The sequence below is a fragment of the Aeromonas sp. R5-3 genome (genome assembly GCF_040908225.1).
Classification (GTDB): Bacteria; Pseudomonadota; Gammaproteobacteria; order Enterobacterales; family Aeromonadaceae; genus Aeromonas; species Aeromonas dhakensis.
Genome location: NZ_JBFODH010000023.1, coordinates 339,696 through 361,806, shown reverse-complemented (window position 1 = coordinate 361,806; position 22,111 = coordinate 339,696). Strand labels below are relative to the sequence as shown.

Annotated in this window: 23 protein-coding genes; 6 read left to right on the top strand and 17 right to left on the bottom strand. The window is 60.5% G+C overall.

Annotated features, from left to right (window positions below; genetic code table 11):
* Nucleotides 1–34: 34 nt before the first annotated feature.
* Complete coding sequence (gene ptsP / locus AB5Y95_RS16315; RefSeq protein WP_017780269.1) at nucleotides 35–2,314, bottom strand: phosphoenolpyruvate--protein phosphotransferase; 2,280 nt, start codon at nucleotides 2,312–2,314, stop codon at nucleotides 35–37.
* Nucleotides 2,315–2,328: 14 nt separating this feature from the next.
* Nucleotides 2,329–2,856 (bottom strand): RNA pyrophosphohydrolase, encoded by a 528-nt coding sequence (rppH, locus tag AB5Y95_RS16310; protein WP_244365469.1) that lies wholly within the window; start codon nucleotides 2,854–2,856, stop codon nucleotides 2,329–2,331.
* Nucleotides 2,857–3,589: 733 nt separating this feature from the next.
* On the opposite strand from rppH, the gene mutH reads away from it, so the two are divergent.
* Together mutH and AB5Y95_RS16300 are read left to right on the top strand one after the other, a co-directional pair.
* The gene (gene mutH / locus AB5Y95_RS16305; RefSeq protein WP_017787501.1) at nucleotides 3,590–4,264 is read left to right on the top strand and encodes a DNA mismatch repair endonuclease MutH; all 675 of its coding nucleotides are present in this window, start codon (nucleotides 3,590–3,592) and stop codon (nucleotides 4,262–4,264) included.
* A gap of 81 nt (nucleotides 4,265–4,345) precedes the next feature.
* Complete coding sequence (locus tag AB5Y95_RS16300; protein ID WP_005308703.1) at nucleotides 4,346–4,675, top strand: isoamylase early set domain-containing protein; 330 nt, start codon at nucleotides 4,346–4,348, stop codon at nucleotides 4,673–4,675.
* A gap of 103 nt (nucleotides 4,676–4,778) precedes the next feature.
* Here the strand turns inward: AB5Y95_RS16300 and rplS are convergent, their stop codons facing one another.
* The 5 genes from rplS to ffh all read right to left on the bottom strand — a co-directional run bounded on the left by rplS (nucleotide 4,779) and on the right by ffh (nucleotide 8,296).
* The gene (gene rplS / locus AB5Y95_RS16295; RefSeq protein WP_005308701.1) at nucleotides 4,779–5,126 is read right to left on the bottom strand and encodes a 50S ribosomal protein L19; all 348 of its coding nucleotides are present in this window, start codon (nucleotides 5,124–5,126) and stop codon (nucleotides 4,779–4,781) included.
* Nucleotides 5,127–5,158: 32 nt separating this feature from the next.
* Nucleotides 5,159–5,908, bottom strand: a complete 750-nt coding sequence (trmD, locus tag AB5Y95_RS16290) for a tRNA (guanosine(37)-N1)-methyltransferase TrmD (protein ID WP_005308699.1) — start codon at nucleotides 5,906–5,908, stop codon at nucleotides 5,159–5,161.
* A gap of 34 nt (nucleotides 5,909–5,942) precedes the next feature.
* Entirely contained in the window at nucleotides 5,943–6,464 is a 522-nt protein-coding gene (gene rimM, locus AB5Y95_RS16285) for a ribosome maturation factor RimM (protein ID WP_005308697.1), read from the bottom strand.
* Nucleotides 6,465–6,488: 24 nt separating this feature from the next.
* Nucleotides 6,489–6,737 carry a 30S ribosomal protein S16 gene (gene rpsP, locus AB5Y95_RS16280; RefSeq protein WP_005308695.1) on the bottom strand — a complete coding sequence of 83 codons (249 nt, stop codon included), beginning with the start codon at nucleotides 6,735–6,737 and terminating at the stop codon, nucleotides 6,489–6,491.
* Between the two features lie 182 nt (nucleotides 6,738–6,919).
* Nucleotides 6,920–8,296 (bottom strand): signal recognition particle protein, encoded by a 1,377-nt coding sequence (gene ffh, locus AB5Y95_RS16275; protein WP_329267948.1) that lies wholly within the window; start codon nucleotides 8,294–8,296, stop codon nucleotides 6,920–6,922.
* Between the two features lie 221 nt (nucleotides 8,297–8,517).
* On the opposite strand from ffh, the gene ccsA reads away from it, so the two are divergent.
* Nucleotides 8,518–9,309 carry an inner membrane protein YpjD gene (gene ccsA / locus AB5Y95_RS16270; protein WP_290037525.1) on the top strand — a complete coding sequence of 264 codons (792 nt, stop codon included), beginning with the start codon at nucleotides 8,518–8,520 and terminating at the stop codon, nucleotides 9,307–9,309.
* Nucleotides 9,310–9,352: 43 nt separating this feature from the next.
* Complete coding sequence (locus AB5Y95_RS16265; RefSeq protein WP_005308688.1) at nucleotides 9,353–10,633, top strand: HlyC/CorC family transporter; 1,281 nt, start codon at nucleotides 9,353–9,355, stop codon at nucleotides 10,631–10,633.
* A 54-nt stretch (nucleotides 10,634–10,687) separates the two neighbouring features.
* Here the strand turns inward: AB5Y95_RS16265 and AB5Y95_RS16260 are convergent, their stop codons facing one another.
* A complete protein-coding gene (locus tag AB5Y95_RS16260) occupies nucleotides 10,688–11,155 on the bottom strand; it encodes an Rrf2 family transcriptional regulator (protein WP_005308686.1) in 468 nt (155 codons plus the stop codon).
* A gap of 110 nt (nucleotides 11,156–11,265) precedes the next feature.
* Here AB5Y95_RS16260 and hmpA point away from each other — a divergent pair, with 110 nt between their 5' ends.
* A complete protein-coding gene (hmpA, locus tag AB5Y95_RS16255; RefSeq protein ID WP_206866380.1) occupies nucleotides 11,266–12,459 on the top strand; it encodes an NO-inducible flavohemoprotein in 1,194 nt (397 codons plus the stop codon).
* A gap of 102 nt (nucleotides 12,460–12,561) precedes the next feature.
* On the opposite strand, the gene AB5Y95_RS16250 is transcribed toward hmpA, so the two are convergent.
* The 6 genes from AB5Y95_RS16250 to AB5Y95_RS16225 all read right to left on the bottom strand — a co-directional run bounded on the left by AB5Y95_RS16250 (nucleotide 12,562) and on the right by AB5Y95_RS16225 (nucleotide 17,602).
* Nucleotides 12,562–13,155 carry a tetratricopeptide repeat protein gene (locus AB5Y95_RS16250; RefSeq protein ID WP_005308682.1) on the bottom strand — a complete coding sequence of 198 codons (594 nt, stop codon included), beginning with the start codon at nucleotides 13,153–13,155 and terminating at the stop codon, nucleotides 12,562–12,564.
* A gap of 467 nt (nucleotides 13,156–13,622) precedes the next feature.
* A complete protein-coding gene (gene mdh, locus AB5Y95_RS16245; RefSeq protein ID WP_017780273.1) occupies nucleotides 13,623–14,558 on the bottom strand; it encodes a malate dehydrogenase in 936 nt (311 codons plus the stop codon).
* 221 nt (nucleotides 14,559–14,779) lie between these two features.
* Nucleotides 14,780–15,442, bottom strand: a complete 663-nt coding sequence (artM, locus tag AB5Y95_RS16240; RefSeq protein WP_017782222.1) for an arginine ABC transporter permease ArtM — start codon at nucleotides 15,440–15,442, stop codon at nucleotides 14,780–14,782.
* A gap of 2 nt (nucleotides 15,443–15,444) precedes the next feature.
* Complete coding sequence (artQ, locus tag AB5Y95_RS16235) at nucleotides 15,445–16,095, bottom strand: arginine ABC transporter permease ArtQ (RefSeq protein ID WP_017787497.1); 651 nt, start codon at nucleotides 16,093–16,095, stop codon at nucleotides 15,445–15,447.
* A 3-nt stretch (nucleotides 16,096–16,098) separates the two neighbouring features.
* Entirely contained in the window at nucleotides 16,099–16,836 is a 738-nt protein-coding gene (locus tag AB5Y95_RS16230) for a transporter substrate-binding domain-containing protein (RefSeq protein WP_005308673.1), read from the bottom strand.
* A gap of 25 nt (nucleotides 16,837–16,861) precedes the next feature.
* A complete protein-coding gene (locus AB5Y95_RS16225; protein ID WP_005308671.1) occupies nucleotides 16,862–17,602 on the bottom strand; it encodes an ATP-binding cassette domain-containing protein in 741 nt (246 codons plus the stop codon).
* Between the two features lie 201 nt (nucleotides 17,603–17,803).
* Between AB5Y95_RS16225 and argR the strand changes: the two genes are divergently transcribed.
* Nucleotides 17,804–18,274 carry a transcriptional regulator ArgR gene (argR, locus tag AB5Y95_RS16220; RefSeq protein ID WP_005308670.1) on the top strand — a complete coding sequence of 157 codons (471 nt, stop codon included), beginning with the start codon at nucleotides 17,804–17,806 and terminating at the stop codon, nucleotides 18,272–18,274.
* A gap of 82 nt (nucleotides 18,275–18,356) precedes the next feature.
* Here argR and AB5Y95_RS16215 read toward each other — a convergent pair whose 3' ends face one another.
* The 3 genes from AB5Y95_RS16215 to AB5Y95_RS16205 form a co-directional block, all read right to left on the bottom strand.
* A complete protein-coding gene (locus AB5Y95_RS16215) occupies nucleotides 18,357–19,262 on the bottom strand; it encodes a Dyp-type peroxidase (RefSeq protein ID WP_368161588.1) in 906 nt (301 codons plus the stop codon).
* Between the two features lie 103 nt (nucleotides 19,263–19,365).
* Nucleotides 19,366–20,400, bottom strand: a complete 1,035-nt coding sequence (locus AB5Y95_RS16210) for an ABC transporter ATP-binding protein (RefSeq protein ID WP_368161587.1) — start codon at nucleotides 20,398–20,400, stop codon at nucleotides 19,366–19,368.
* Between the two features lie 83 nt (nucleotides 20,401–20,483).
* Nucleotides 20,484–22,109: an ABC transporter permease gene (locus AB5Y95_RS16205; RefSeq protein WP_368161586.1), complete on the bottom strand. Its 1,626-nt coding sequence runs from the start codon at nucleotides 22,107–22,109 to the stop codon at nucleotides 20,484–20,486.
* Between the last annotated feature and the right edge of the window lie 2 nt (nucleotides 22,110–22,111).

The following is a 22,111-nucleotide window of genomic DNA, read 5'->3' as shown; positions in this document are numbered from 1 at the left end:
CCGATCATTCGTCAGCAGGGACAAGGCATGATTATCAATCAATCTGTTTCGCTTTGTGACCGGCGCGCAGCAAACCGCCCAGACCGTGCTCTTCCAGATAGCGGGCAAACAGGCCACGCAGCACGTGCGGGTTGTCGTGCTTGAGGCCATCGGTCAGCAGCACAGTCAGCTCGCTCAGGTTGGCCTGGCGCAGTACGTACTTGATGCGGGCGATGTTGTGGGTGTTCATGCTGAAGCGGCGATAGCCCATGGCCAGCAGCAGCAACACCCCCACCGGATCACCGGCCAGCTCGCCACAGACCGAGACCGGTTTGTGGTAGCGATGGGAGGCGTCAACCAGCAGCTGCAGGGCGCGGATCACCGCCGGATGGAAGGCGTCGTAGATGTTGGCGACCCGGGCGTTGTTGCGATCCACCGCCAGCAGGTACTGGGTCAGGTCGTTGCTGCCCACCGACCAGAAGTCGATGAGCGGGGCCATCTCGGGCAGGATGTAGAGGGCGGAAGGCACCTCGATCATCACCCCGAGGCTCGGGTAGCGGATCACCGCCTCACGGCTGGCCGCCTCTTCCGACACTTCGCGCCACGCCTGATCCAGCAGGCGGCGGGAGGCCTTGATTTCGCTGACGCTGCTGATCATCGGCAGCATGATGGCCAGATTGTCCAGCCCTTCGCTGGCCCGCAGCATTGCCTTGAGCTGCACCAGGAACAGTTCGGGGTGATCCAGGGTGAGCCGGATCCCCCGCCAGCCAAGGAAGGGATTTTCCTCGACGATGGGGAAATAGGGCAGTTGCTTGTCACCGCCCACATCCAGGGTCCGCATGCAGACCGGCCGGTTGCGATAGGTTTCCAGAATGCCGCGATAGCGGGCGGTCTGCTCCCACTCGGAGGGGAAGCTGTCCTGCAGCATGAAGGGGATCTCGGTGCGATAGAGGCCGACCCCGTCCGCCAGCTGATTGAGAGAGATCTCGGTGTCGGCGCTGAGGCCGGCGTTGAGCAGCAGGGAGACAGGCACGCCATCGGCGGTCTCGGAGGGCTGGTTGTCGACGCTGCGCACCAGGGTATCGAGCGCCCGCTCCTCGCTCAGCAGCTGACGATACTCGGTCAGGATCACCTGATTGGGCTCGATGAAGAGATCGCCGCTGTAACCGTCGACCACCAGCATGCGACCACCGATGTCGCCGAGCGGCAGATCCACCCCCATGATGGCCGCCACCCCCATGGCGCGGGCCAGGATGGCAGCGTGGGAGTTGGTTCCCCCCTTGAGGGACACCACCCCGGTCAGGAACTCGCGGGGCACCTCGGCGAGGATGGTGGCCGTCACCTCGTCGGCGACCAGCACCACAGGCTCGCCGATGGCGATGTGCTCGGGCTCGTTTTGCACCAGCCGGCTGATGAGCCGCTGAGCGATGTCCTTCACATCGGTGGAGCGCTCCTGCAGATAGGGATCCTTCATCCCCTTGAACTGCTCGATGAGACGATCGCTGATGAGCTTGACCGCCGAGACCGCCGTCCAGTGCTCCTTGCTCACCTTGTTGCGGATCGGCTTGATGTAGCCGGGATCGTCCAGCAGATGCAGGTAGATGTCGAAGATGGCCACCGAGTCCTGGCTGTAGCTCTCGCGAAAACGCAGGGCCAGGCTCTCCAGATCGTGGCGCACCTCTTCCACCGCCACGTTCAGCCGCGCCAGCTGGCTGGCGTGATCCTCATCCTTGCGCGGGGTGATGGAGCGCAGCTCCTTGCGCGGCCGCCACACCCAGGCCTTGGCCATGGCGATGCCGCTGGCCCCGGCAATGCCGCGCAGCGGCTTGCTCCAGTCGGTCTTCTGCAGCCACCCCTTGGCCTGAGCCTGGGCGATGCGCGCCGCCAGCTGGGCCGCCAGGGTGACCATGAAGGACTCCTCCCCCTCATCGAAGAGGCGGCTCTCCTTCTGCTGCACCACCAGAATGCCCACCACCTGGCGCTGATGCATGATGGGGGCGCCGAGGAAGGAGCGAAACGCCTCTTCGGCCACATCGGGCAGGAATTTGAAACTGGGGTGGGAGGGGGCATCGGCCAGGTTGATCAGCTCTTCACGCTGACCCACTAGGCCGACGATACCCTGCTCGAATGGCAGGGTGGCCTTGCCCACCGCCGACTCGGCCAGACCGTCGGTCGCAGCCAGCCGGTAGCGGCGCATTTCAGGTTCGGAGACGTAAACGGAACAGCAGTCCACCGACATGGCCAGCCGGGTCTGGCTGACCAGTGCCTGCAAGGCCAGCTCGAGGGTATTGGCTTCGGCCATGCTTTCGACGATGCGTCTGAGTTCCGTTAACAACTAATCTGTGCTCCTTAGCGGGCGCGATTACGCCGCCCATCCTTCTTGTTGACCTGCACTGCCAGCACCGGCATCGCCAGCGGGGCAAACTCCTTCATCACCCGGCGATAGACTTCCCGCTTGAAGGAAACCACCTGACGCACCGGGTACCAGAAGCTGACCCAACGCCAGTCATCAAACTCCGGATGACCATGACAACCGAACTGGATCCTGGACTCCCTGCCCGGATCCAGCTGCAGCAGGAACCATTTTTGTTTTTGGCCAATACAGACCGGTGAACTGTCCCAACGAACGAGGCGTTTTGGCAAGCGATACTTCAACCAGTTGCGACTGGTCGCCATGATGGTCACATCCTCGGGCTTGAGGCCTATCTCCTCATACAGCTCACGATACATGGCCTGCTCTGGCGTCTCACCGTCATCAACTCCTCCCTGCGGAAACTGCCAGGAGTGCTGCCCATAACGCTTGGCCCACAATACTTGTCCGTCACGGTTACAGATCACGATTCCGACATTGGGACGAAACCCGTCGCCATCTATCACGTGATCACCTTATAAAGGCTGAATCTATAAGGGGATTGTTCCACATTCACCTCGTGGCAGCAAACAAGGACTGCAATCCCCCATTCATGAATAACTTTCGATTTCAAGCAAACTTATAAACAAATTAAAGGATCAGATCCCGCAAGTTGCCCACCCAGACTGTGCATAAGCCTGTGAGCAAGCGGGTATATACAGTAGTTTTATTTATCTTCTCCAAACTGCCCCACAGCATACAGGATGTGATAGAAAACAAAATATGTATTTAAATACATGGTGTTAAACAAAGAATGCTGGATCAAGATCCATGTCTTTTACCGCCGGCGATCCGGGATCCGGATTGTGAACAAGTTCGACTGTTCAAAGATCCACCACGGCTATTTTATCCACAGGAGTGACACACTATCTGCCCCGATATCGCCGCAAAAATCGGTGCCGTTTCACATTTTTTTGTAACAACAGGGTGACTATTCCTACTTTTAAGCAGTTATCCAAGATTTCTGTGGATAACTGTGTGAAACAGCGCGAGCAAACCCTTGGACAACTATTTCAAGGCAGGATCCAGCGCAACGCCCATCGATAAATTGGAGACAAATTCCTTTTAAATCATTACGATAAACACTTACACACAAAACAGCCCCCCCTGTGCATACCCCTGCCAGGATCGGTTATAAAAACAGCGATCCTCAGGGAGGATCAGAGTTGCTAGAATAATCCCTCTTTGCAGGAGTCACTCATGCCCGCCAATCCCCGCTCCGAACAGGAACTGCTGGCCCGCGCCTACGCCATGGCCGGCTTCACCCTGGCCCAGCTGGCCGCCGACGCCAACATCGCCGTGCCGGCGGATCTGCGTCGGGACAAGGGCTGGGTCGGCCAGCTAATCGAGTGGCAGCTGGGAGCGAGCGCCGGCAGCAAGCCGGAGCAGGACTTCCCGGATCTCGGCATCGAGCTCAAGACGATCCCCATCGATCCTCAGGGCAAGCCGCTGGAAACCACCTTCGTCTGCGTGGCACCGCTGATCGGTGTCAGCGGCCAGCGCTGGGAGGAGTCCAACGTGCGCAACAAGCTCTCCCGCGTGCTCTGGATCCCGGTCGAGGGCAGCCGCGACATTCCCATCGGCGAGCGCCGGATCGGCATGCCGCTGCTGTGGAGCCCGAATGAAGAGGAGGAGATGCTGCTGCGCCAGGACTGGGAAGAGCTGATGGACATGATAGTGCTGGGAGAGGTGGAGCAGATCAGCGCCCGCCACGGCCAGGTGCTGCAACTGCGTCCCAAGGCGGCCAACAACAAGGCGCTGACCCGGGCCATCGGTCGCAATGGCCAGCCGATCCTGACCCTGCCCCGCGGTTTTTACCTCAAGATAGGTTTCACCCACGGCCTGCTGCAGCGCCACTTTGCCCTGCCCGCTTGATCTCTGTTATCAACATCCTTGTCATAAAGTGATATAAAAATAGACAGTCGCTATTTTTCGCAATCAGGACAAGGAGGCGTCATGCCGATCAACAAGCAATTTCTCAAGTCCCGCCCCGAGGTCAAGGTGACCTTTGCCGTGGAAAGGGAGGCCGCAGGAGAGGCCGAGCAGGTGTTGTTGCTGGGAGAGTTCAGCCAGTGGCAACCCATCGAGCTCAAGCGGATGAAGAGCGGTGAGTTCAAGACCACCCTCAACCTGCCGACCGATGGCCCCAGCCATTTCGAATACTGCTATCAGCTGGTTCAGCCGAACGGGGAGACCCGCTACGACAACGACTGGGCGGCGGATGACTACGTACCCGGCCCCTTCGGGCGAGACAACTCAGTGGTGCGGGTCAGCCAGCCAGGTTGAGCCGGCACACCCGAAAGTGGATACAAAAAAGGCTCGCCATTGGCGAGCCTTTTCACTACCTGTCGAGCATTTCGCCGACATATCGACACCAATTCGAATCGAATTAGTTGAGCTTCTCTTTGATACGAGCAGCTTTACCGGACAGGTTGCGCAGGTAGTACAGTTTGGCGCGGCGAACATCACCACGACGCTTCAGTTCTACACTGTGGATCAGCGGAGAGTGAGTCTGGAATACACGCTCAACACCTTCGCCGTTGGAGATCTTGCGAACGGTGAAAGCAGAGTGCAGACCGCGGTTACGCTTGGCAATCACGATGCCTTCGAAAGCCTGCAGACGCTCTTTACCACCTTCTTTAACACGAACTTGAACACGTACGGTGTCGCCCTGGGCAAAAGCCGGGATGTCGGTACGCATTTGCTCTTGTTCAAGCTGCTGAATAATCTTGCTCATTGTCTTTCCTTACCTAGGATAAACTGAAAACTCTACTTAACGCTGTCACGCACTTCGCGGACATACTCGGCAAGAAGTGATTCTTGCTCGTCAGTCAGAGCTAGGTTGTTAATAAGTTCCGGCCTTCTTTGCCAGGTTCGTCCGAGCGACTGCTTGAGACGCCAGCGCCGAATCACTTCGTGATTGCCGCTTGTCAGCGCCTCGGGCACCGCCAACCCATCCAACACCTCCGGCCGAGTATAGTGGGGATGATCCAGCAAGCCATCCGTAAAGGAGTCCTGCTCGGCACTGGCCTGATCGCCCAAAACCCCTGGGACCAGACGCGAAACCGCATCGATCAGGGTCATGGCAGGCAACTCGCCACCACTTAACACGTAATCCCCGATAGACCACTCTTCGTCGACTTCGGTTTGTATCACGCGTTCATCGATACCTTCGTATCGACCGGCTACCAGAATCAGTTTCTGATTCGTCGCCAACTCGGTCACGCCCGCTTGAGTCAGCTTGCGTCCCTGAGGAGAGAGATAGATGACTTTCGCCCCGTCTCCCGCCGCTTGCTTGGCTGCATGAATCGCGTCACGCAGCGGCTGAACCATCATTAGCATGCCGGGCCCACCACCATAAGGACGATCATCGACCGTACGGTGTTTGTCGTGGGTAAAGTCCCGGGGGTTCCAGCACTCAATCTGCAGCAGGCCACTCTTGACGGCCCGACCCGTTACCCCGTGCTCGGTAATGGCTCGGAACATTTCAGGGAAGAGGCTAATCACCCCAATCCACATAAGAAACCTCCGGCACCCGTGTTAGCGCGGGAAACTAGAAACCAGGATCCCAATCAACTTCGATTGTTCGAGCAGTCAGATCAATATTCTTGATCACCTGCTCTTCCAGGAACGGAATCAACCGCTCCTTCGCACCAAAGGCATCTTTTACATTGGCCTCAACCACCAACACATCGTTGGAGCCGGTTTCCATCAATTCGGTCACCTTGCCCATGTCGTATCCCTTGGTGGTCACTACCGAGCAACCAATCAGGTCACGCCAGTAGAACTCGCCCTCAGGCAACGCAGGCAACAGATCGGCGGCTACGCCAATCTCGACATTGGTCAATGCCAGGGCATCCTCGCGCACGTCGATACCATCGAGTTTGCAGATCAGACCCTTGTTGTGACGCTTCCAGGATGAAACCTGAATTTCACGCCACACCCCGTTCTGATTGATCAGCCAGGGGTTGTAATCGAAAATCGCTTCGGCAACATCGGTGAAGGAGTTCACTTTAAGCCAGCCCTTGATGCCGTAAACGGTACCTAGGGTGCCCAGAACTACAGGTTTTTCCACCTTAACTCCTTACCGTTTGGCTGATTAAGCAGCTTTGGCAGCGTCTTTGATCAGCTTGGCAACGCGGTCAGAAACAGCGGCACCAGTAGCAACCCAATGCTCGATACGAGCCAGGTCCAGGTTCAGCTTTTCAGCGTTACCAGAAGCAACCGGGTTGAAGAAACCAACGCGCTCGATGAAACGACCGTCGCGGGCGTTACGGCTGTCAGCAACTACTACCTGGTAGAACGGACGCTTTTTCGCGCCACCACGTTGTAAACGAATGGTTACCATATCGTCCTCATTAACATCTAATGAACAAGGCCCGCAAACACGCGGACCCTAGCTTAAAATAAGCCGCATAATTCTACTTGGATTCGTAATAATTGCAACCAAGCCAGCCATTTTTTGCGCAGAGCCGCAATGAAAAGGGCCTGCCGCTGGCAGACCCTCACTCGCTACGTCAGCCCGAATAATCAGAACGGACCGCGGCCGCCACCGAAGCCGGGAGGCAGCATGTTCTTCATCTGGCTCATCATCTTGCGCATGCCACCCTTGCCGGACATTTTCTTCATCATGCGCTGCATCTCGGTGAACTGTTTGAGCAGCTTGTTGACGTCCTGCACCTGCATGCCGGAACCCGCGGCGATACGGCGCTTGCGAGAGCCCTTGATCAGATCGGGATGGGCACGCTCCTTGGGAGTCATGGAGCTGATGATGGCCTCCATCCGCACGGTGAGCTTGTCATCCATCTGATCCTTGACGTTGTCCGGCAGGCCGGACATGCCGGGCAGCTTGTCGAGCATCCCCATCATGCCGCCCATGTTGCGCATCTGGGCCAGCTGCTCGCGGAAGTCTTCCAGATCGAAGCCCTTGCCACTCTTGACCTTGCTGGCCAGCTTGGCTGCCTTCTCTTTATCGACGGTGCGCTCCACCTCCTCGATGAGAGAGAGCACATCGCCCATGCCGAGGATGCGAGAGGCGAGACGATCCGGGTGGAAAGGCTCAAGCGCGTCAGTCTTCTCGCCCATACCGATGAACTTGACCGGCTTGCCGGTGATATGGCGCACCGACAGGGCGGCGCCGCCGCGGGCATCGCCGTCCGCCTTGGTGAGGATCACGCCGGTGAGCGGCAGCGCCTCGTTGAACGCCTTGGCCGTATTGGCGGCATCCTGACCGGTCATGGCATCCACCACGAACAGGGTCTCCACCGGCTTGATGGTGGCGTGAAGGTGTTTGATCTCCTCCATCATCTCGCCATCGACGTGCAGACGACCGGCGGTATCGACGATCACCACGTCATAGAACTTCTTGCGTGCCTGATTGATGGCCGCGTTGGCGATGTCCACCGGCTTCTGGCTGGCATCGCTCGGGAAGAAGTCAACGCCGATGTCGCCGGCCAGGGTCTCCAGCTGCTTGATGGCCGCCGGGCGGTAGACGTCCGCACTGACCACCAGCACCTTCTTCTTGTTGCGCTCCTTGAGCAGCTTGGCCAGCTTGCCGACCGTGGTGGTCTTACCGGCACCCTGCAGACCCGCCATCAGGATGATGGCCGGCGGCTGGGCCGCCAGATTGAGCTGCTCGTTGGCCTCCCCCATCACGGAGACCAGTTCGCCGTGCACAATCTTGATGAAGGCCTGGCCCGGGCTCAGGGACTTGGCCACTTCCTGGCCCACCGCCCGCTCCTTGACACGAGCGACGAAGTCACGCACCACCGGCAGGGCGACGTCCGCCTCGAGCAGCGCCATGCGAACTTCGCGCAAGGTATCCTTGATGTTCTCTTCGGTCAGGCGGCCACGGCCGCTGACGTTGCGCAGGGTGCGCGAGAGTCGTTCAGTCAAATTCTCAAACATGACGCATTCCGGTTCTTGGCGTAACAAATGGGAGGCATTATACCTCACTCGCACGATGAGGACGATTATTCGCCGCACTCGGCTGCGGCCAGCCCTGTGCGGCTGACCCAACATGCTGCCTATATATGGGCAGATCGGCGGCAGCACAACTGGCGAGCACATCTTGTGCAAGGTATACTGCCCTTCCTATTCCCAATCGCTTGCTCGACAACGACCCGGTTATGATCGTGATCTCTGTTCTGGCCCTGGCGTTCTATCTGCTGGCCATCATCGCCTCTCTGCACCTGCTGCTCAGTGCCAAACCAGTGGGACAAGCCCCCTTGTTTGCCTGCATCGGACTGGCCCTGATCGCCCATGGCGCCGCCCTCTCCGGCGAGGTGCTGGTTACCCACTCCGGGCAGAATCTGAGCATGCTCAACGTGGCATCGCTGGTCAGTCTCATCATCAGCTGCTTCATGACCTGCGTCACCCGCCGCTTCAACGGCTGGATCCTGCTGCCGGTGGTCTACAGCTTCTCGGCCCTGTTGCTGGCCGCCAGCGCCCTCATTCCCGGTCGCTACATCACCCACCTGGAGGCCCATCCCCAGCTGCTGCTGCATATCGGTCTTGCGCTGATGGCCTACTCGGTATTGATGATCGCCTGCCTGTTTGCGCTGCAGCTCGCCTGTCTGGACCGGCAACTGAAGACGCGCAAGATCAGCCAGCTGCCGGCCATGCCGCCCCTGATGACGGTCGAGAAGCGGCTGTTCCAGCTCATCTCGGCCGGCGTCCTGTTGCTGACCCTCTCCATTGCCTCCGGCCTCTTCTTCCTCGAAGACATGTTCGCCCAGGGCAAATCCCACAAGGCCATCCTCTCGATCCTGGCCTGGTGCGTCTACGTGCTGCTGCTGTGGGGCCACCATACCCGTGGCTGGCGCGGTCGCAAGGTGATCACCCTGAGCCTGATCGGCAGCGTCATTCTGACCCTGGCCTACTTCGGCAGTCGCTTCGTCAAAGAAGTGCTGCTGAGCTAAACGCCCACTACTTCTTCATCACCCAGTCCCACAGGAGCCCTTCTTGGACAGTATCTCAACGAGTACATTGCTGATTGTTCTCGTTATCTTGATCCTCATGTCTGCCTTCTTCTCAAGTTCTGAAACCGGCATGATGTCGCTCAACCGTTACAAGCTGCGGCATCTGGCCCAGACCAAGCACAAGGCTGCCCGTCGGGTGGAGAAACTGCTCTCCCGGCCCGACCGCCTGCTGGGGCTGATCCTGATCGGCAACAACCTGGTCAACATCCTGGCGTCAGCTATCGCCACCATTGTCTGTATTCGTCTGTTCGGGGATCTGGGGGTGGCCATCGCCACCTTCGGCCTGACCCTGATCGTGCTGGTGTTTGGCGAAGTGACTCCCAAGACCCTGGCGGCCATGTTCCCGGAGAAAGTCGCCTATCCCGCCTCCTGGGTGCTCAAGGGGTTGATGGTGCCGCTTGCCCCCTTCGTCTGGATGATCAATGGCATCACCAGCGGCCTGCTCAAGCTGCTGAAGATCAATCCGAACAAGGATGACTCCCTCAATACCGAGGAGCTGCGCACCATCGTCAACGAGGCGGGCAGTCTGATCCCCCAGCGCCATCAGGAGATGCTGCTCAGCATCCTGGATCTGGACAAGATGACGGTGGAGCACATCATGGTGCCGCGCAGCGAGATCTACGCCATCGACATCAACGATGACTGGAAGACCATACTGCGTCAGCTGGCCCACTGCGCCCACACCAAGATCCTGCTCTATCGCGACAACATCGACGACGTGGTGGGTTTTCTGCACGCCCGCGACGCGCTGCGCCTGATGGCCAAGGATCAGTTCAACAAGTCGAGCCTGCTGCGGGAAGTGGACGAGATTTACTTCATTCCGGAAGGGACGCCCCTCAACGTGCAACTGGCCAAGTTCCAGCGCAACAAGGAGCGGATCGGTCTCATCGTCGACGAGTATGGCGACATTCAGGGGTTGATCACCCTGGACGACATCCTGGAAGAGATAGTGGGCGACTTCACCACCTCCATGACCCCGGCGCCCAGCGACGAGATCCATCCCCAGCCGGATGGCTCCTTCCTGGTGGAGGGCTCGGCCAGCATCCGCGAGCTCAACAAGGAGATGAACTGGCAACTGCCCATCGACGGGCCCCGTACCCTCAACGGCGTCATCCTCGAATATCTGGAGGAGATCCCCCAGCCCAACATCAGCCTGCGGCTGGCCGGCTACCCCATCGAGATCCTGGAGGTGGAGAACAACATGGTGAAGATGGCGCGGATCATGCCGGCGTTGTACCGAAACGAGTCGGGACTGGAAGATTGAAAAAAGGCTGCCGATGGCAGCCTTTTTCTATTGCGTCATTGGCCGGCGATCGGCTCACTCATCTTCGTCGCCAGGCTCCAGCACCAGAGTCGGGATCAACTCGCCGAATACCTGCTGCAGCTCGTCGCGATTGGCCAGCAGATCCTGCAGCGTGTAGCTGTCCATCACCGCCAGAAACGCATTCATCGCCTCTTTCAGGGCACTCTTCAGCAAACAGACAGAGACGATGTGGCAGGCCGGCGAGTTGCAGTCGATGCCGTCCAGGTTCCCTTCCAGCGCCCGGATCACCTGGCCGATGTTGATGCTCTCCGGCGCGCAGGCCATGCGAATGCCGCCATTCTTGCCGCGCTGGGACTGCAGGTAACCCAGTTTCACCAGCTGGTTCACCACCTTCACCATGTGGTTGCGGGAGACGTCATACAAGGCGGAGACCTTGGCCACGCTAGACAATTCGCCCTCCGGCAGGGTCGCCAGATAGAGCAGGGCTCTCAATCCAAAATCGGTATAGCTAGTTAGTCTCATAGTGCCTGTGTCGCATCACGCGGAAATTGATTATTGATTCAGATCAAATAAACATCTAGGATGCAGCTTATTAAGTGACATTCTAGATGTTCAATTAGCAAGGAACCCCTATGTTAGACCAAGCCACCATCGCCGTCATCAAAAGCACCATCCCTTTGCTCGAATCAGCGGGCCCCGCGCTCACCCAGCATTTCTACCAGCGCATGTTCAGCCATAACCCGGAGCTGAAGGACATTTTCAACCTGGCGCACCAGCGCAGCGGCGGTCAGCCGTTGGCGCTGTTCAATGCGGTGGCTGCCTACGCCAAGAACATCGACAATCTGGGGGCACTGGCCGGTGCCGTGGAACGCATCGCCCACAAACACACGGGTTTCCTGATCCAGCCAGAACAATATCACATTGTAGGTAGTCATCTCTTGGCCACGCTCAAAGAATTGGGTGGAAGTGCGGTCACCGACGAAGTACTGGATGCCTGGGGCAAGGCTTACGGCGTGCTCGCCAGCATCTTCATCGGCCGCGAGAGCGAGATTTATCAGGAGAAGGCGAACGAGATCGGTGGCTGGCAAGGCCCCCGCCCCTTCCTGATCAAGGAGAAGCGGGTCGAGAGCGAGCTCATCACCTCCTTCCTGCTGGCGCCGGTGGATGGCAAGCCGGTGCTGGACTTCAAGCCGGGCCAGTACCTCAGCATCAAGCTGGTCCATCCCGAGCTCGAGTATCAGGAGATCCGCCAGTACTCCCTCTCCGATGCTCCCAACGGCCAGCACTACCGCATCAGCGTAAAACGCGAGCCGCAGGGCCAGGTCTCCAACCTGCTGCACGATCATCTGCAGAAGGGCGATCAAGTGGAACTGATGCCGCCCACCGGCGATTTCTACCTGAAAGCCGATGGCCATACCCCGGTGGTGCTGCTCTCGGCCGGTGTGGGTGTCACGCCGATGATGAGCATGCTCAACCAGCTGCTGGCGAACAGCCATCAGGCCGACATCACCTGGCTGCACGCCTGCGAACAGGGTGCCGTGCATGCCTTCAGGGAGGATATTCAGCAAAAATCCCGCCAGCACGCCAACCTGCTGAGCCGGGTCTGGTATCGGGAGCCACAGGCCAGTGACGTGCAAGGCAAAGATTACGACTTTGCCGGCACCATGGATCTGAGTGCCGTGCAGGAGCGCATCACGCCGCAGGCCCACTACTACTTCTGTGGCCCTCTTGGCTTCATGCAGGCGGTCAAGCAGCAGCTGATCGCGGCGGGTATTCCGGCCGGGCAGCTCCATTACGAAGTTTTTGGTCCCCACCAAGATCTGTAAGGCGGGCGGATCACTATAACCTGATGAGGGGCCAGCCTGTCACGGCACGGCGGCTGGCCCCTCCCGGCCCACGGATGCAGATCCGTGGGTCATTTTTTGGGATCAGTGCATCGCCTTGGCACGGGCGATGGCGTTGGCCGGCATCCGGTTGCCGAGCCGGCTCAACAGACCGGTCGCCTTCTGGTGCAGCGCCTTGTCGCCGATCACCGTGCTGTGCAGCCAGTGGTAGGCCTCTTCATAGTCGAGCGGGCTGCCCATCCCCTGCAACAACATCTCCACCCACTCGATCTGCGCCCGCTGGAAGCCCAGGCTGGCGGCCTCCCGCATCAGGGTCTCGGCCTTGAGCAGGTCCTTTTGCACCAGGGTGCCCTTCCAGTAGTAGCGACCCAGCTGTTCCAGCGCCGGCGCCAGCCCTTGGTTGGCCGCATCCCACATAAATTTCACCCCCAGCTCCGCATTGGGCTTGATGCAGACCCCCCAGGCCAGCATGTCCCCCCACAGAAACTGATAGGAGGGGATCTTCATCACCTCGGCCCGCACCTCGATATCCTGGGTGAGCTGGCACCTGTCCTGCTTGACCTGCTGCAGGTGACGGCCCTGTTCAATCCAGTTGAGCAGTTCGTCCTGACGATAGAGCGGCACCGCCTGCAGCGCGCCGCTGTCCACGGTCAGGCCGCTGGCCGGGGTGCTGGTCATGGGACGATTGTTCGGCGAACGGTCACCCTCTGCAGCGACAGGCGCGGGAATGGGGGCTGCCGCTGGCACAGCGGCGGGTGTTGTACTCGTTGCCGCAACCGGTGCAGAGGGGTTGGCGGATGGCGTTGCCGTAGTTTGCACGGCAGCCGGTGCGGGAGCCGCAGCAGAGGACAGGGCAGCCGCAGAGGACTGGGCGGCAACCTCCGGCTGCGCCGGCACACTGGCCGACGGCGTGGCCCCGCTCGTCGCGGCGGCAGCAGAGGTGGAAGGCTCGGCACCCTGCGCCTGGCCCGTCAGCAATGGGGGCGTCAGCAAACAGAGCAGGCCGACAAGGGTAATGGGTTTCATCATAAGGATCTCCTGCAGCACCCTGTTATCGGCAGCCGGCGGCATCCCCTTAGTCCGGCACCGCCTGCCCATAACGACAAAGGGGAGCCGAAGCTCCCCTTGCTGTCCATCCGGACGCCTTACTTGACGAAGTCGACACCCAGCTGGATATCGGCTTTCAGGGTGGCCAGCATGCCATCCATCGCCTCTTGTTCAAAGGCGCTCAGCTTGCCGTAGTCCAGCACGGTTTCGACGCCGTTCTTGCCAAGCAGAATGGGCTGCGCGAAGAAGGTGGCGTGCTTGCCGTCGCCTTCCACGTAGGCGCACTCAATGACGTTGGCTTCACCCTGCAGGCCCTTGATGAGCGACAGACCAAAACGGCAGGCAGCCTGGCCCATGGAGAGAGTGGCGGAACCGCCACCGGCCTTGGCTTCCACCACTTCGGTACCGGCGTTCTGGATACGCTTGGTCATGGCGGCCACTTCGTCGGCGGTGAAGCTGGCACCTTCGATCTGGGAGAGCAGCGGCAGAATGGTCACGCCACTGTGGCCACCGATCACGTTGACGCGCACCTTGTCGACGTTCAGACCCTTGGCGTCGGCCACGAAGGTCTCGGCACGGATCACGTCCAGGGTGGTGACGCCGAACAGGCGACGCTTGTCATAGACACCGGCTTTCTTCAGCACTTCGGCAGCGATGGCGACCGTGGTGTTGACCGGGTTGGTGATGATGCCGATCAGCGCTTTCGGGCAGGAGGCGGCGCACTTTTCCACCAGATTCTTGACGATGCCGGCGTTGATGTTGAACAGGTCGGAACGATCCATGCCGGGCTTGCGCGCCACGCCGGCGGAGATCAGCACGACATCGGCGCCGACCAGAGCCGGGCTCGGGTCTTCACCGCAGAAACCTTTTACTTTCACGTCAGTCGGGATATGGCTCAGATCGACCGCCACGCCCGGGGTCACCGGAGCGATGTCATACAGGCTCAATTCGGAACCAGCAGGCAGACGGTTTTTCAACAGCAGAGCGAGGGCTTGGCCGATGCCACCGGCGGCACCCAGAACGGCAACTTTCATGATCAACTCCATGTTTAAGCGTAGGTTTAAGGTTGTTTCTTGTTGTGCGCCCAACCTTAAAGGATCCCCCCCTAAAAAACAATCTGATAACAGTTGTAATCACAGGTTCTGTGAGCCAATAAACAGGCGGCGAATAAAAATGGGGGAAAATGCAAAAAATTGGAGGGGAAGCACAGATTTCCTGCACTTCCCCTCACCATTAATAGGTAGATCTGCCGACTTCAGCCCTGGAAGGCCAACGCCCTGCGTTCACACCAACGAAAACCAATTGTTAACAATCCGTTCATGGTCAGGTAGAGGGCACCGGCCACGGTGAACACCGCCAGGGTGTCATAGGTCTGGGCATTGAGGCGCTGGGCCAGCCCCATCACATCCATGATGGTGATGGTACTGGCGAGCGAACTCCCCTTGAGCACCAGGATCACCTCGTTGGAATAGGCGGGTACCAGTCGCCGGGCGGCGTGGCGTACCTTCATCCACAGGGTCTGGCTGGCGGAGAAGCCGAGCGCGCGGCAGGCCTCTACCTCACCGGCCGGGATGGCGTCGAGCGCCCCCTTGAACAGCCGGGTAGAGTAGGCGGCGGTATTGAAACCGAGCGCCAGCACGGCGCAGAACCAGGGCTGCTTGAGCAGCGGCCAGAGCGGCCCCTCTTTGAGCCAGGCAAACTGGCCCGGCCCGTAGTAGATGAGGAAGATCTGGATCAGAAGAGGCGTGCCGGTAAAGACCAGCACCCACAGCTGCACCAGCTGGGTCGCCACCGGGATGCGGCGCTCCAGCACCCAGGTCATGGCCGCCGCCATCAGCACGCCCAGCAGCAGACTGCCGGCGGTCAGTTGTAGGGTAATCGCCAGGCCACCCAGCAGGGTCATCAGGTAATCCTGCATGATCAGCCTCCGTAACGGCGGGTATAACGGGACGCCTGCTTCAAGCCGAACTCACTCACCAGGCTGATGGCCAGGTAGATGAGGGCCGCTGCGGCATACCAGGTGAAGGGTTGATAGGTACTGGCCGAGGCCATCTGGGCCTGGCGCATCATCTCGTTCACCCCGATAAGCGACACCAGTGCGGTGTCTTTGAGCAGCACCAGCCACTGGTTGCCGAGCCCTGGCAGGGCGTGACGCCAGGCCTGGGGCAGCACGATGCGAAAGAAGATGTGACGCTTGCCAAGGCCGAGCGCCAGCGCCGCCAACCGCTGCCCGGCGGGCACCGCATTGAGGGCGGCCCGCAGGGTCTGAGTGGCGTAGCTGGCAAACAGCAGGGAGAGCGCCAGCACGCCGCAGGCGAACGGACTGAACTCCACGTACTCGCCGGTGATGAGGAACAGCACCTGGGTCGAGCCGAAGTAGATGAACAGCACCACCAGCAGCTCGGGCAACCCGCGAATAAGCGTGGTGAGGGTGGCCACCGGCCACACCAGCCACCGCTGCTTGCTCAGCTCGGCGGCGCTGAACGCCAGCGCCAGCACCATGCCCCCTACCAGGGAGGCCAGGGCCAGCCCGAGGGTCATCCAGGCTGCATCCAACAACAGGCTCAACATGGCTTAGTGCGCGAAATATTTGTCGTAGATCTTCTGATAGGTGCCGTTGGCCTTGATGTCGGCCAGCCCCTTGTTCAGCTGGGTCAGCAGTTCCTGATTGCCCTTGGCCACCGCGATGCCAAAGCCGGTGCCGAAGTACTTGGCGTCAGTCACCGGCGTGCCGATCACGGCATACTCCTTGTGTTGCTTGAGCCAGTCGGCGGCGACCGCGGTATCGGCAAACACGCCGTCGGTGCGGCCGTTCATCATGTCGAGGAAGGCACTCTGGTAGCTGGCGTAGGGCACGGTCAGCAGCCCCTTGCTCACCCAGTTGTCCACCAGATAGGACTGGTGGGAGCTGCCGTTCTGCACGCCGACAGTCTTGTCCACCAGATCTTCCGGCCCCTTGAAGGCGTCCTTCTTGGTCACGAACACGGCGGAGTTCTGGTAATAGATGTCGGAGAAGTCGACCTGGGCAGCCCGCTCCGGGGTCACGTCCATGGCGGCGATGGCGGCGTCGTAGCGACGGAATTTCAGGCTGGGGATCAGGCTGTCAAAAGCCTGGTTGTGGAAGCTGCACTCCAGCTTGGCCTGTTCACAGATGGCGCGGGCCAGATCGATGTCAAAACCCTGGAACTCGTTCTTGTCGTCCAGGTATTCGAACGGTGCGTAGGTGGCCTCGGTGGCGAACTTGATCTCTTTCGCCAGCACCTGGGTGCTCAGCAGGCCCATGGCCGCGATCAGCAACAGACTCTTTTTCATGACAGCTTCCTTATCGATTTGAATATCAATGCATCAAGAATTCGGCAAACCGGCTGGTTTGCGGGGCTTGGAAAATGGCGGCGGAGCCCGCTTCGATGATCCGCCCCTTCTCCAGATAGATCACCTGGCTGGCCACCTTGCGGGCGAACTCCACCTCGTGAGTCACCACCACCTGGGTGATGCCGGTCTGGCCAAGGTTGCGGATGATCTCCGCCACTTCCTTGGTGATCTCGGGGTCGAGGGCCGCGGTCGGCTCGTCAAACAGCAGCACCTGGGGGTCCATCATCAGGGTACGGGCGATGGCCACCCGCTGCTGCTGGCCACCGGAGAGGCGAGCCGGCCAGGCGTCGCGCTTGTCGGCCAGTTGCAGCTGGGCCAGCAGATAACCCCCCTTCTCCATGGCCGCCGCCTTGCTCATGCCGAGCAGCTTGACCGGCGCCTCGATGAGGTTCTCCATCACGGTGAGATGGGGCCACAGATTGTACTGCTGGAACACCATGCCAACCTTGCGCCGCAGCGCCTGGGTCTGGCGGTTGAACTCGGCGGTGGAGAGGCTGGAGGGGAAAGAAAATTCACTTTCACCGATGCGCAGGACACCGGCATCCGGGGTGTCCAACAGGTTCATCATGCGCAGCAGAGAGCTCTTGCCGGCACCGCTCGGACCCAGCAGCACCAGGGTTTCACCGGGCGCGGTCCGAAAGCTGACCTGTTGCAGTACCGGCACCTTGTGCCAGGATTTTTCGATACCGATTAATTCAATACCCATACAGCCCAATTGAATAAGTTTTCAAAATTTCGTCCTGATTCTAACGCTGGCATGGGTGGATGCAAGCTATATCTGAATCAATATGCAGAACAAGCGCCGCTTCCTTGCAAAAATAGGCATATGAATGCAAAATGGGCACGCTGTTCATATCTGCCGCCTGAGCGTGACAGGCAGCCAAACCTCCTCATTCGTGAGTCCAAGATGAAGCATAACGACAAGCAAGAAAAACTGGCCAAGGCCTTTAAAGCCTTGCTGAAAGAAGAACGATTTGGCTCCCAGGCAGAGATAGTAACTGCCCTGCAAGAGATGGGCTTCGAAAACATCAACCAGTCCAAGGTATCGCGCATGCTGAGCCGCTTCGGCGCCGTTCGCACCCGCAATGCCAAGATGGAGATGGTCTACTGCCTGCCGGTGGAACTGGGCGTGCCCACCACCTCCAGCCCGCTCAAGAATCTGGTGCTGGATGTCGACCACAACGGTGCCCTGGTGGTGATCCATACCAGCCCGGGTGCGGCCCAGCTGATCGCCCGCCTGCTCGACTCCCTCGGCAAGGCCGAAGGGATCCTCGGCACCATCGCCGGTGACGACACCATCTTCATCACCCCGACCAGCGACACCGACATCGAGGAGCTCTACCTCTCCGCCCTCGAGCTGTTCGAACAGACGCCGTAAGGGTGGCAACCGCCCTGTAGCGGTTGCACCAGAACGCAAAATCCCGGCCAAGGCCGGGATTTTTGATATCTGCGGGTCGAGCTTATTTGCCCTGCCCCACCAGAAAATCTTCTGAAGGGGCGAAAAAGGCCGAGCCGGTCACCGCCCTGGTGAAGCGCAGCAGGTGATCGAAGTGACTGCCTTCCCCCTTGTACATGCTGGCCAGCATGGCGTTGAAGTGCTGCGGGGTGCGACAGCAGGAGATGAAGTAGAGCCCCTGCTCGGTCATGGTGCCCCAGGGCATGCTCTGGCGCAGGATCTCCATGGACTCCCCCTTCGGCGTCTTGAGGTTGACCCGCTTGATGTGGGCAGTCAGCGGCTTGTCGGCCGACTCGTACTCGATGTTGTCGACCTTGGTGCGACCTATGATGTCTTCCTGCTCCTTCAGCGCCAGCTTCTCCCAGTCGCTCATGGCGTGGACCCAGCGCTGCACGTGGATGTAGGAGCCACCGGCAAACTCGCCATCGGCCAGCAGCGCCACTTCGGCGCGGTGCTCATCCTGCGGGTTCTCGGTGCCGTCGACGAAACCGGTCAGATCGCGGCAGTCGAGGTTGCGAAAACCGCGCACCTCTTCCGCCAGTTCTACCAGCCCGGCCAGCAGGGCCATCACGCGCTGACCGGCGTGATGCAGCACATCCACCCGATCGGCGCGCAACTGCACGAACAGATCGAACGGGGTATTGGGGGCCTCCTGACCGTTGGCGGATTGCGCCATAAAGCTGCGGAACTGGGGAGGACGGGCGGCAGGATAGAGGCCATCCCAAGCGTCGGCGCCGACGGCCACCAAACCGCTGAAGCCGGCAGCGGGGAAATCGGCGGCCACCGCCTCCCACAGGGCCGGCAGCCTGGCCAGACGGGCCACCAGCTCGGCGGCGTCACCGGTGCGGTTGAACATCAGATAGAGGGCGTGCAGATTGGGCTCTGCGCAGATCCCGGCTTGGGCTTTCATATATCTCTCCCCTGAACAGACATTGGCGATATGGGCGATTAGCGTTGCGCGATTATAAACCAGCGCGGTTCCAGTTCATTGATTTCACAACGATATCACGCGTTCAGGGTAAAAGGTCAAACAACACCAGGGCGTGAGGGGTCACCCTGACCCGCGCCCGCGCGCCCTCCAGCGGCTCGCCGATGCTCGCCTCCAGCCGCAGCTCGCCACTCTCGAACAGCACCCGGCAGTGGTGGCCTAAAAACTGCTGCTCCACCACCTTGAGCTCGCCATCCGCGGCGCTCTCCAGCAGCAGCTGCTGGGGCCTGAGCATCAGTTGCAGCAGCTCACCCGCTTCCCGGCCGTGAGGCTCGCTGCCGCAGATGACCCCGAGCGCCGTACGCACGCAGTGGCTGTCCACCACCTCGGCCGCCAGGTAGTTGACCCCGCCGAGAAACTCCGCCACGAAGCGATTCTGGGGGCGACGATAGAGCTGCTCAGGCTGGCCCACCTGCTCGATGTGACCCGCGCGAAACAGCGCCAGCCGATCGGCAAAAGCAAAGGCCTCCTCCTTGCTGTGGCTGACGAAGATGGCGCCGATCCCCTGCTGCTTGAGCAGGGCGCGGATCTCGAGGATCAGCTTCATCCGCACCTGGGTGTCGATATTGGAGAAGGGCTCGTCCAGCAGCATCAGCCGCGGCTTGCACACCAGGGCGCGGGCGATGGCCACCCGCTGCTGCTGGCCGCCGGAGAGCTGGTGCGGATAGCGATCCCCCAGCCCCTGCAGATTGACCAGCGCCAGCGCCTCGTCCACCTGCTGCTGGCGGACACGGCGATCGAGCCGGGTCAGACCGAAACCGACGTTGTCCGCCACCGTCAGGTGGGGGAAGAGGGCGTAATCCTGAAAGATCATGCCGATGTTGCGCTCCTCGGGCGGCACGCTGGCACCCGGCCCGTCGAGCAGGGTATCGCCGAGGCGAATCGTGCCCTCCGCCAGCGGCAACAGGCCGGCGATGGCCTTGAGCAGCGTGGTCTTGCCGCAGCCACTCGCCCCCAGCAGGCAGACGATCTCGTTGTCAGCCACCATCAGGGAGAGCTGTTCCAGCACATTGCGGCCGTTGTAACGGCAACTGACATTTTCAACCTGCAAACAGGACAAGGCTGACTTCCTCTCATTTCTGGCGGTGTGCTGCCTTTCGGCTCAGCACACCGCATGCAATTTCATTGGCCGACGTGGCGAACTCAGTGCCCCGCCCCATCCAGGTTGCGGTTGACCCAGATGAGCGGCAACAACCCCACCAGCACAATGACGATGGCGCCAAGCGCGCCGCGCTCCAGCATCTCGTCCGACACGAACTGGTAGACGTGGGTCGCCAGGGTATCGAAGTTGAACGGCCGCAGCAGCAGGGCCGCGGGCAGCTCCTTCATGGATTCGATGAACACCAGCATGGCACCGGCAAACAGGCCGCGCCGCACCAGTGGCAGGTGCACCCGCCGCAGCATGGCGCCATCCCCCTGCCCCAGGGAGCGGGCCGCCATGTCGAGGCTGGGGGAGATCTTGCCCATGCTGCTCTCCACCGAGCCGATGGCGATGGCCACGAAGCGCACCAGATAGCCGAACACGATGGCGGTGAGGGTGCCGGTCAGCAGCAACCCAGGCCCCTGACGCCCCAGCCACTCGGCCAGATCGTTGATGGCAAAGTCGAGGGCGGTGAGCGGCACCAGCACCCCGATGGCGAGCACGGTACCCGGCATGGCGTAACCCATGGCAGCGATGCGCAGGGGCAACAGGCTCTTGGGCCCGCCATCGAGGCGACGGCAGAAGCCGAGCAACAGGGCGATGCCCATGGCCAGCAGGGCGGTCAGCGCCGAGATGAGCAGACTGTTGCCAGCGAAGCGGACAAACTCCGGCGTCCACGACAATTCGAAGTAGCGCACGCCGTAATCCAGCAGGATGATGAACGGCAGGCCGAAGCCGGCCAGCACCAGCCCCCAGCACCAGAGCCCGGCCAGCCAGCGCCGCGCGCCCTTGAGCGGGTAGCGCAGCGGCTGTTCGTGGCCCATGGACTTCTGGAACACCTGCTGCCGACTGCGGGAGCGGCGCTCCAGCGCGATCAGCAGCACTACCGCCAGCAACATCAGGCAGGAGAGCTTGGCGGCGGTGGCCAGACTGCCGTAGCCAAGCCAGGTATCGTAGACCGCCGTGGTCAGGGTGTTGATGGCAAAGAAGTGGACAGTGGCAAAGTCGGCCAATGTCTCCATCGCTACCAGTGATACCGCCACCATGATGGCCGGGCGCGCCAGCGGCAGGCTGAGGCGGCGAAAACTCTGCCAGGGGCTGCAACCCAGCAGACGGCTGGAGTGAATGAGGCTGACCGACTGCTCCAGAAAGGAGGCGCGGGTCAGCAGATAGACGTAGGGAAACAGTACCAGCGCCAGCACCCAGGCGGCGCCGCCAAGGGAGCGGATGGCCGGAAACCAGTAATCGGCCGGACTGCTCCAGCCAAACAGCTGGCGCAGCCCCGCCTGCAGCGGACCCGAGTAGTCGAGCAGATCCGTGTAGACGTAAGCCACTATGTAGGAGGGCATGGCCATGGGCAGCATCAGCGCCCACTGCAGGGCCCGCCGCCCCGGCACCTGACACATGGCCACCAGCCAGGCGGTCGGCACGCCGAACAGCAGGCTGAGCAGCACAACACCAACCACCAGCCCCAGGGTATTGGTCAGATAGTCGAACAGTACGGTATCGGCGAGGTGGCTAAACAGATCTCCGTCGGCCGAGAAGGCGGAGAAGACCAGGGCAAGCACCGGCAAGGCCAGCAGCAGGGCGCTGGCCCAGCTGCCGGTAATCCATCCAAAATTTTTCATGA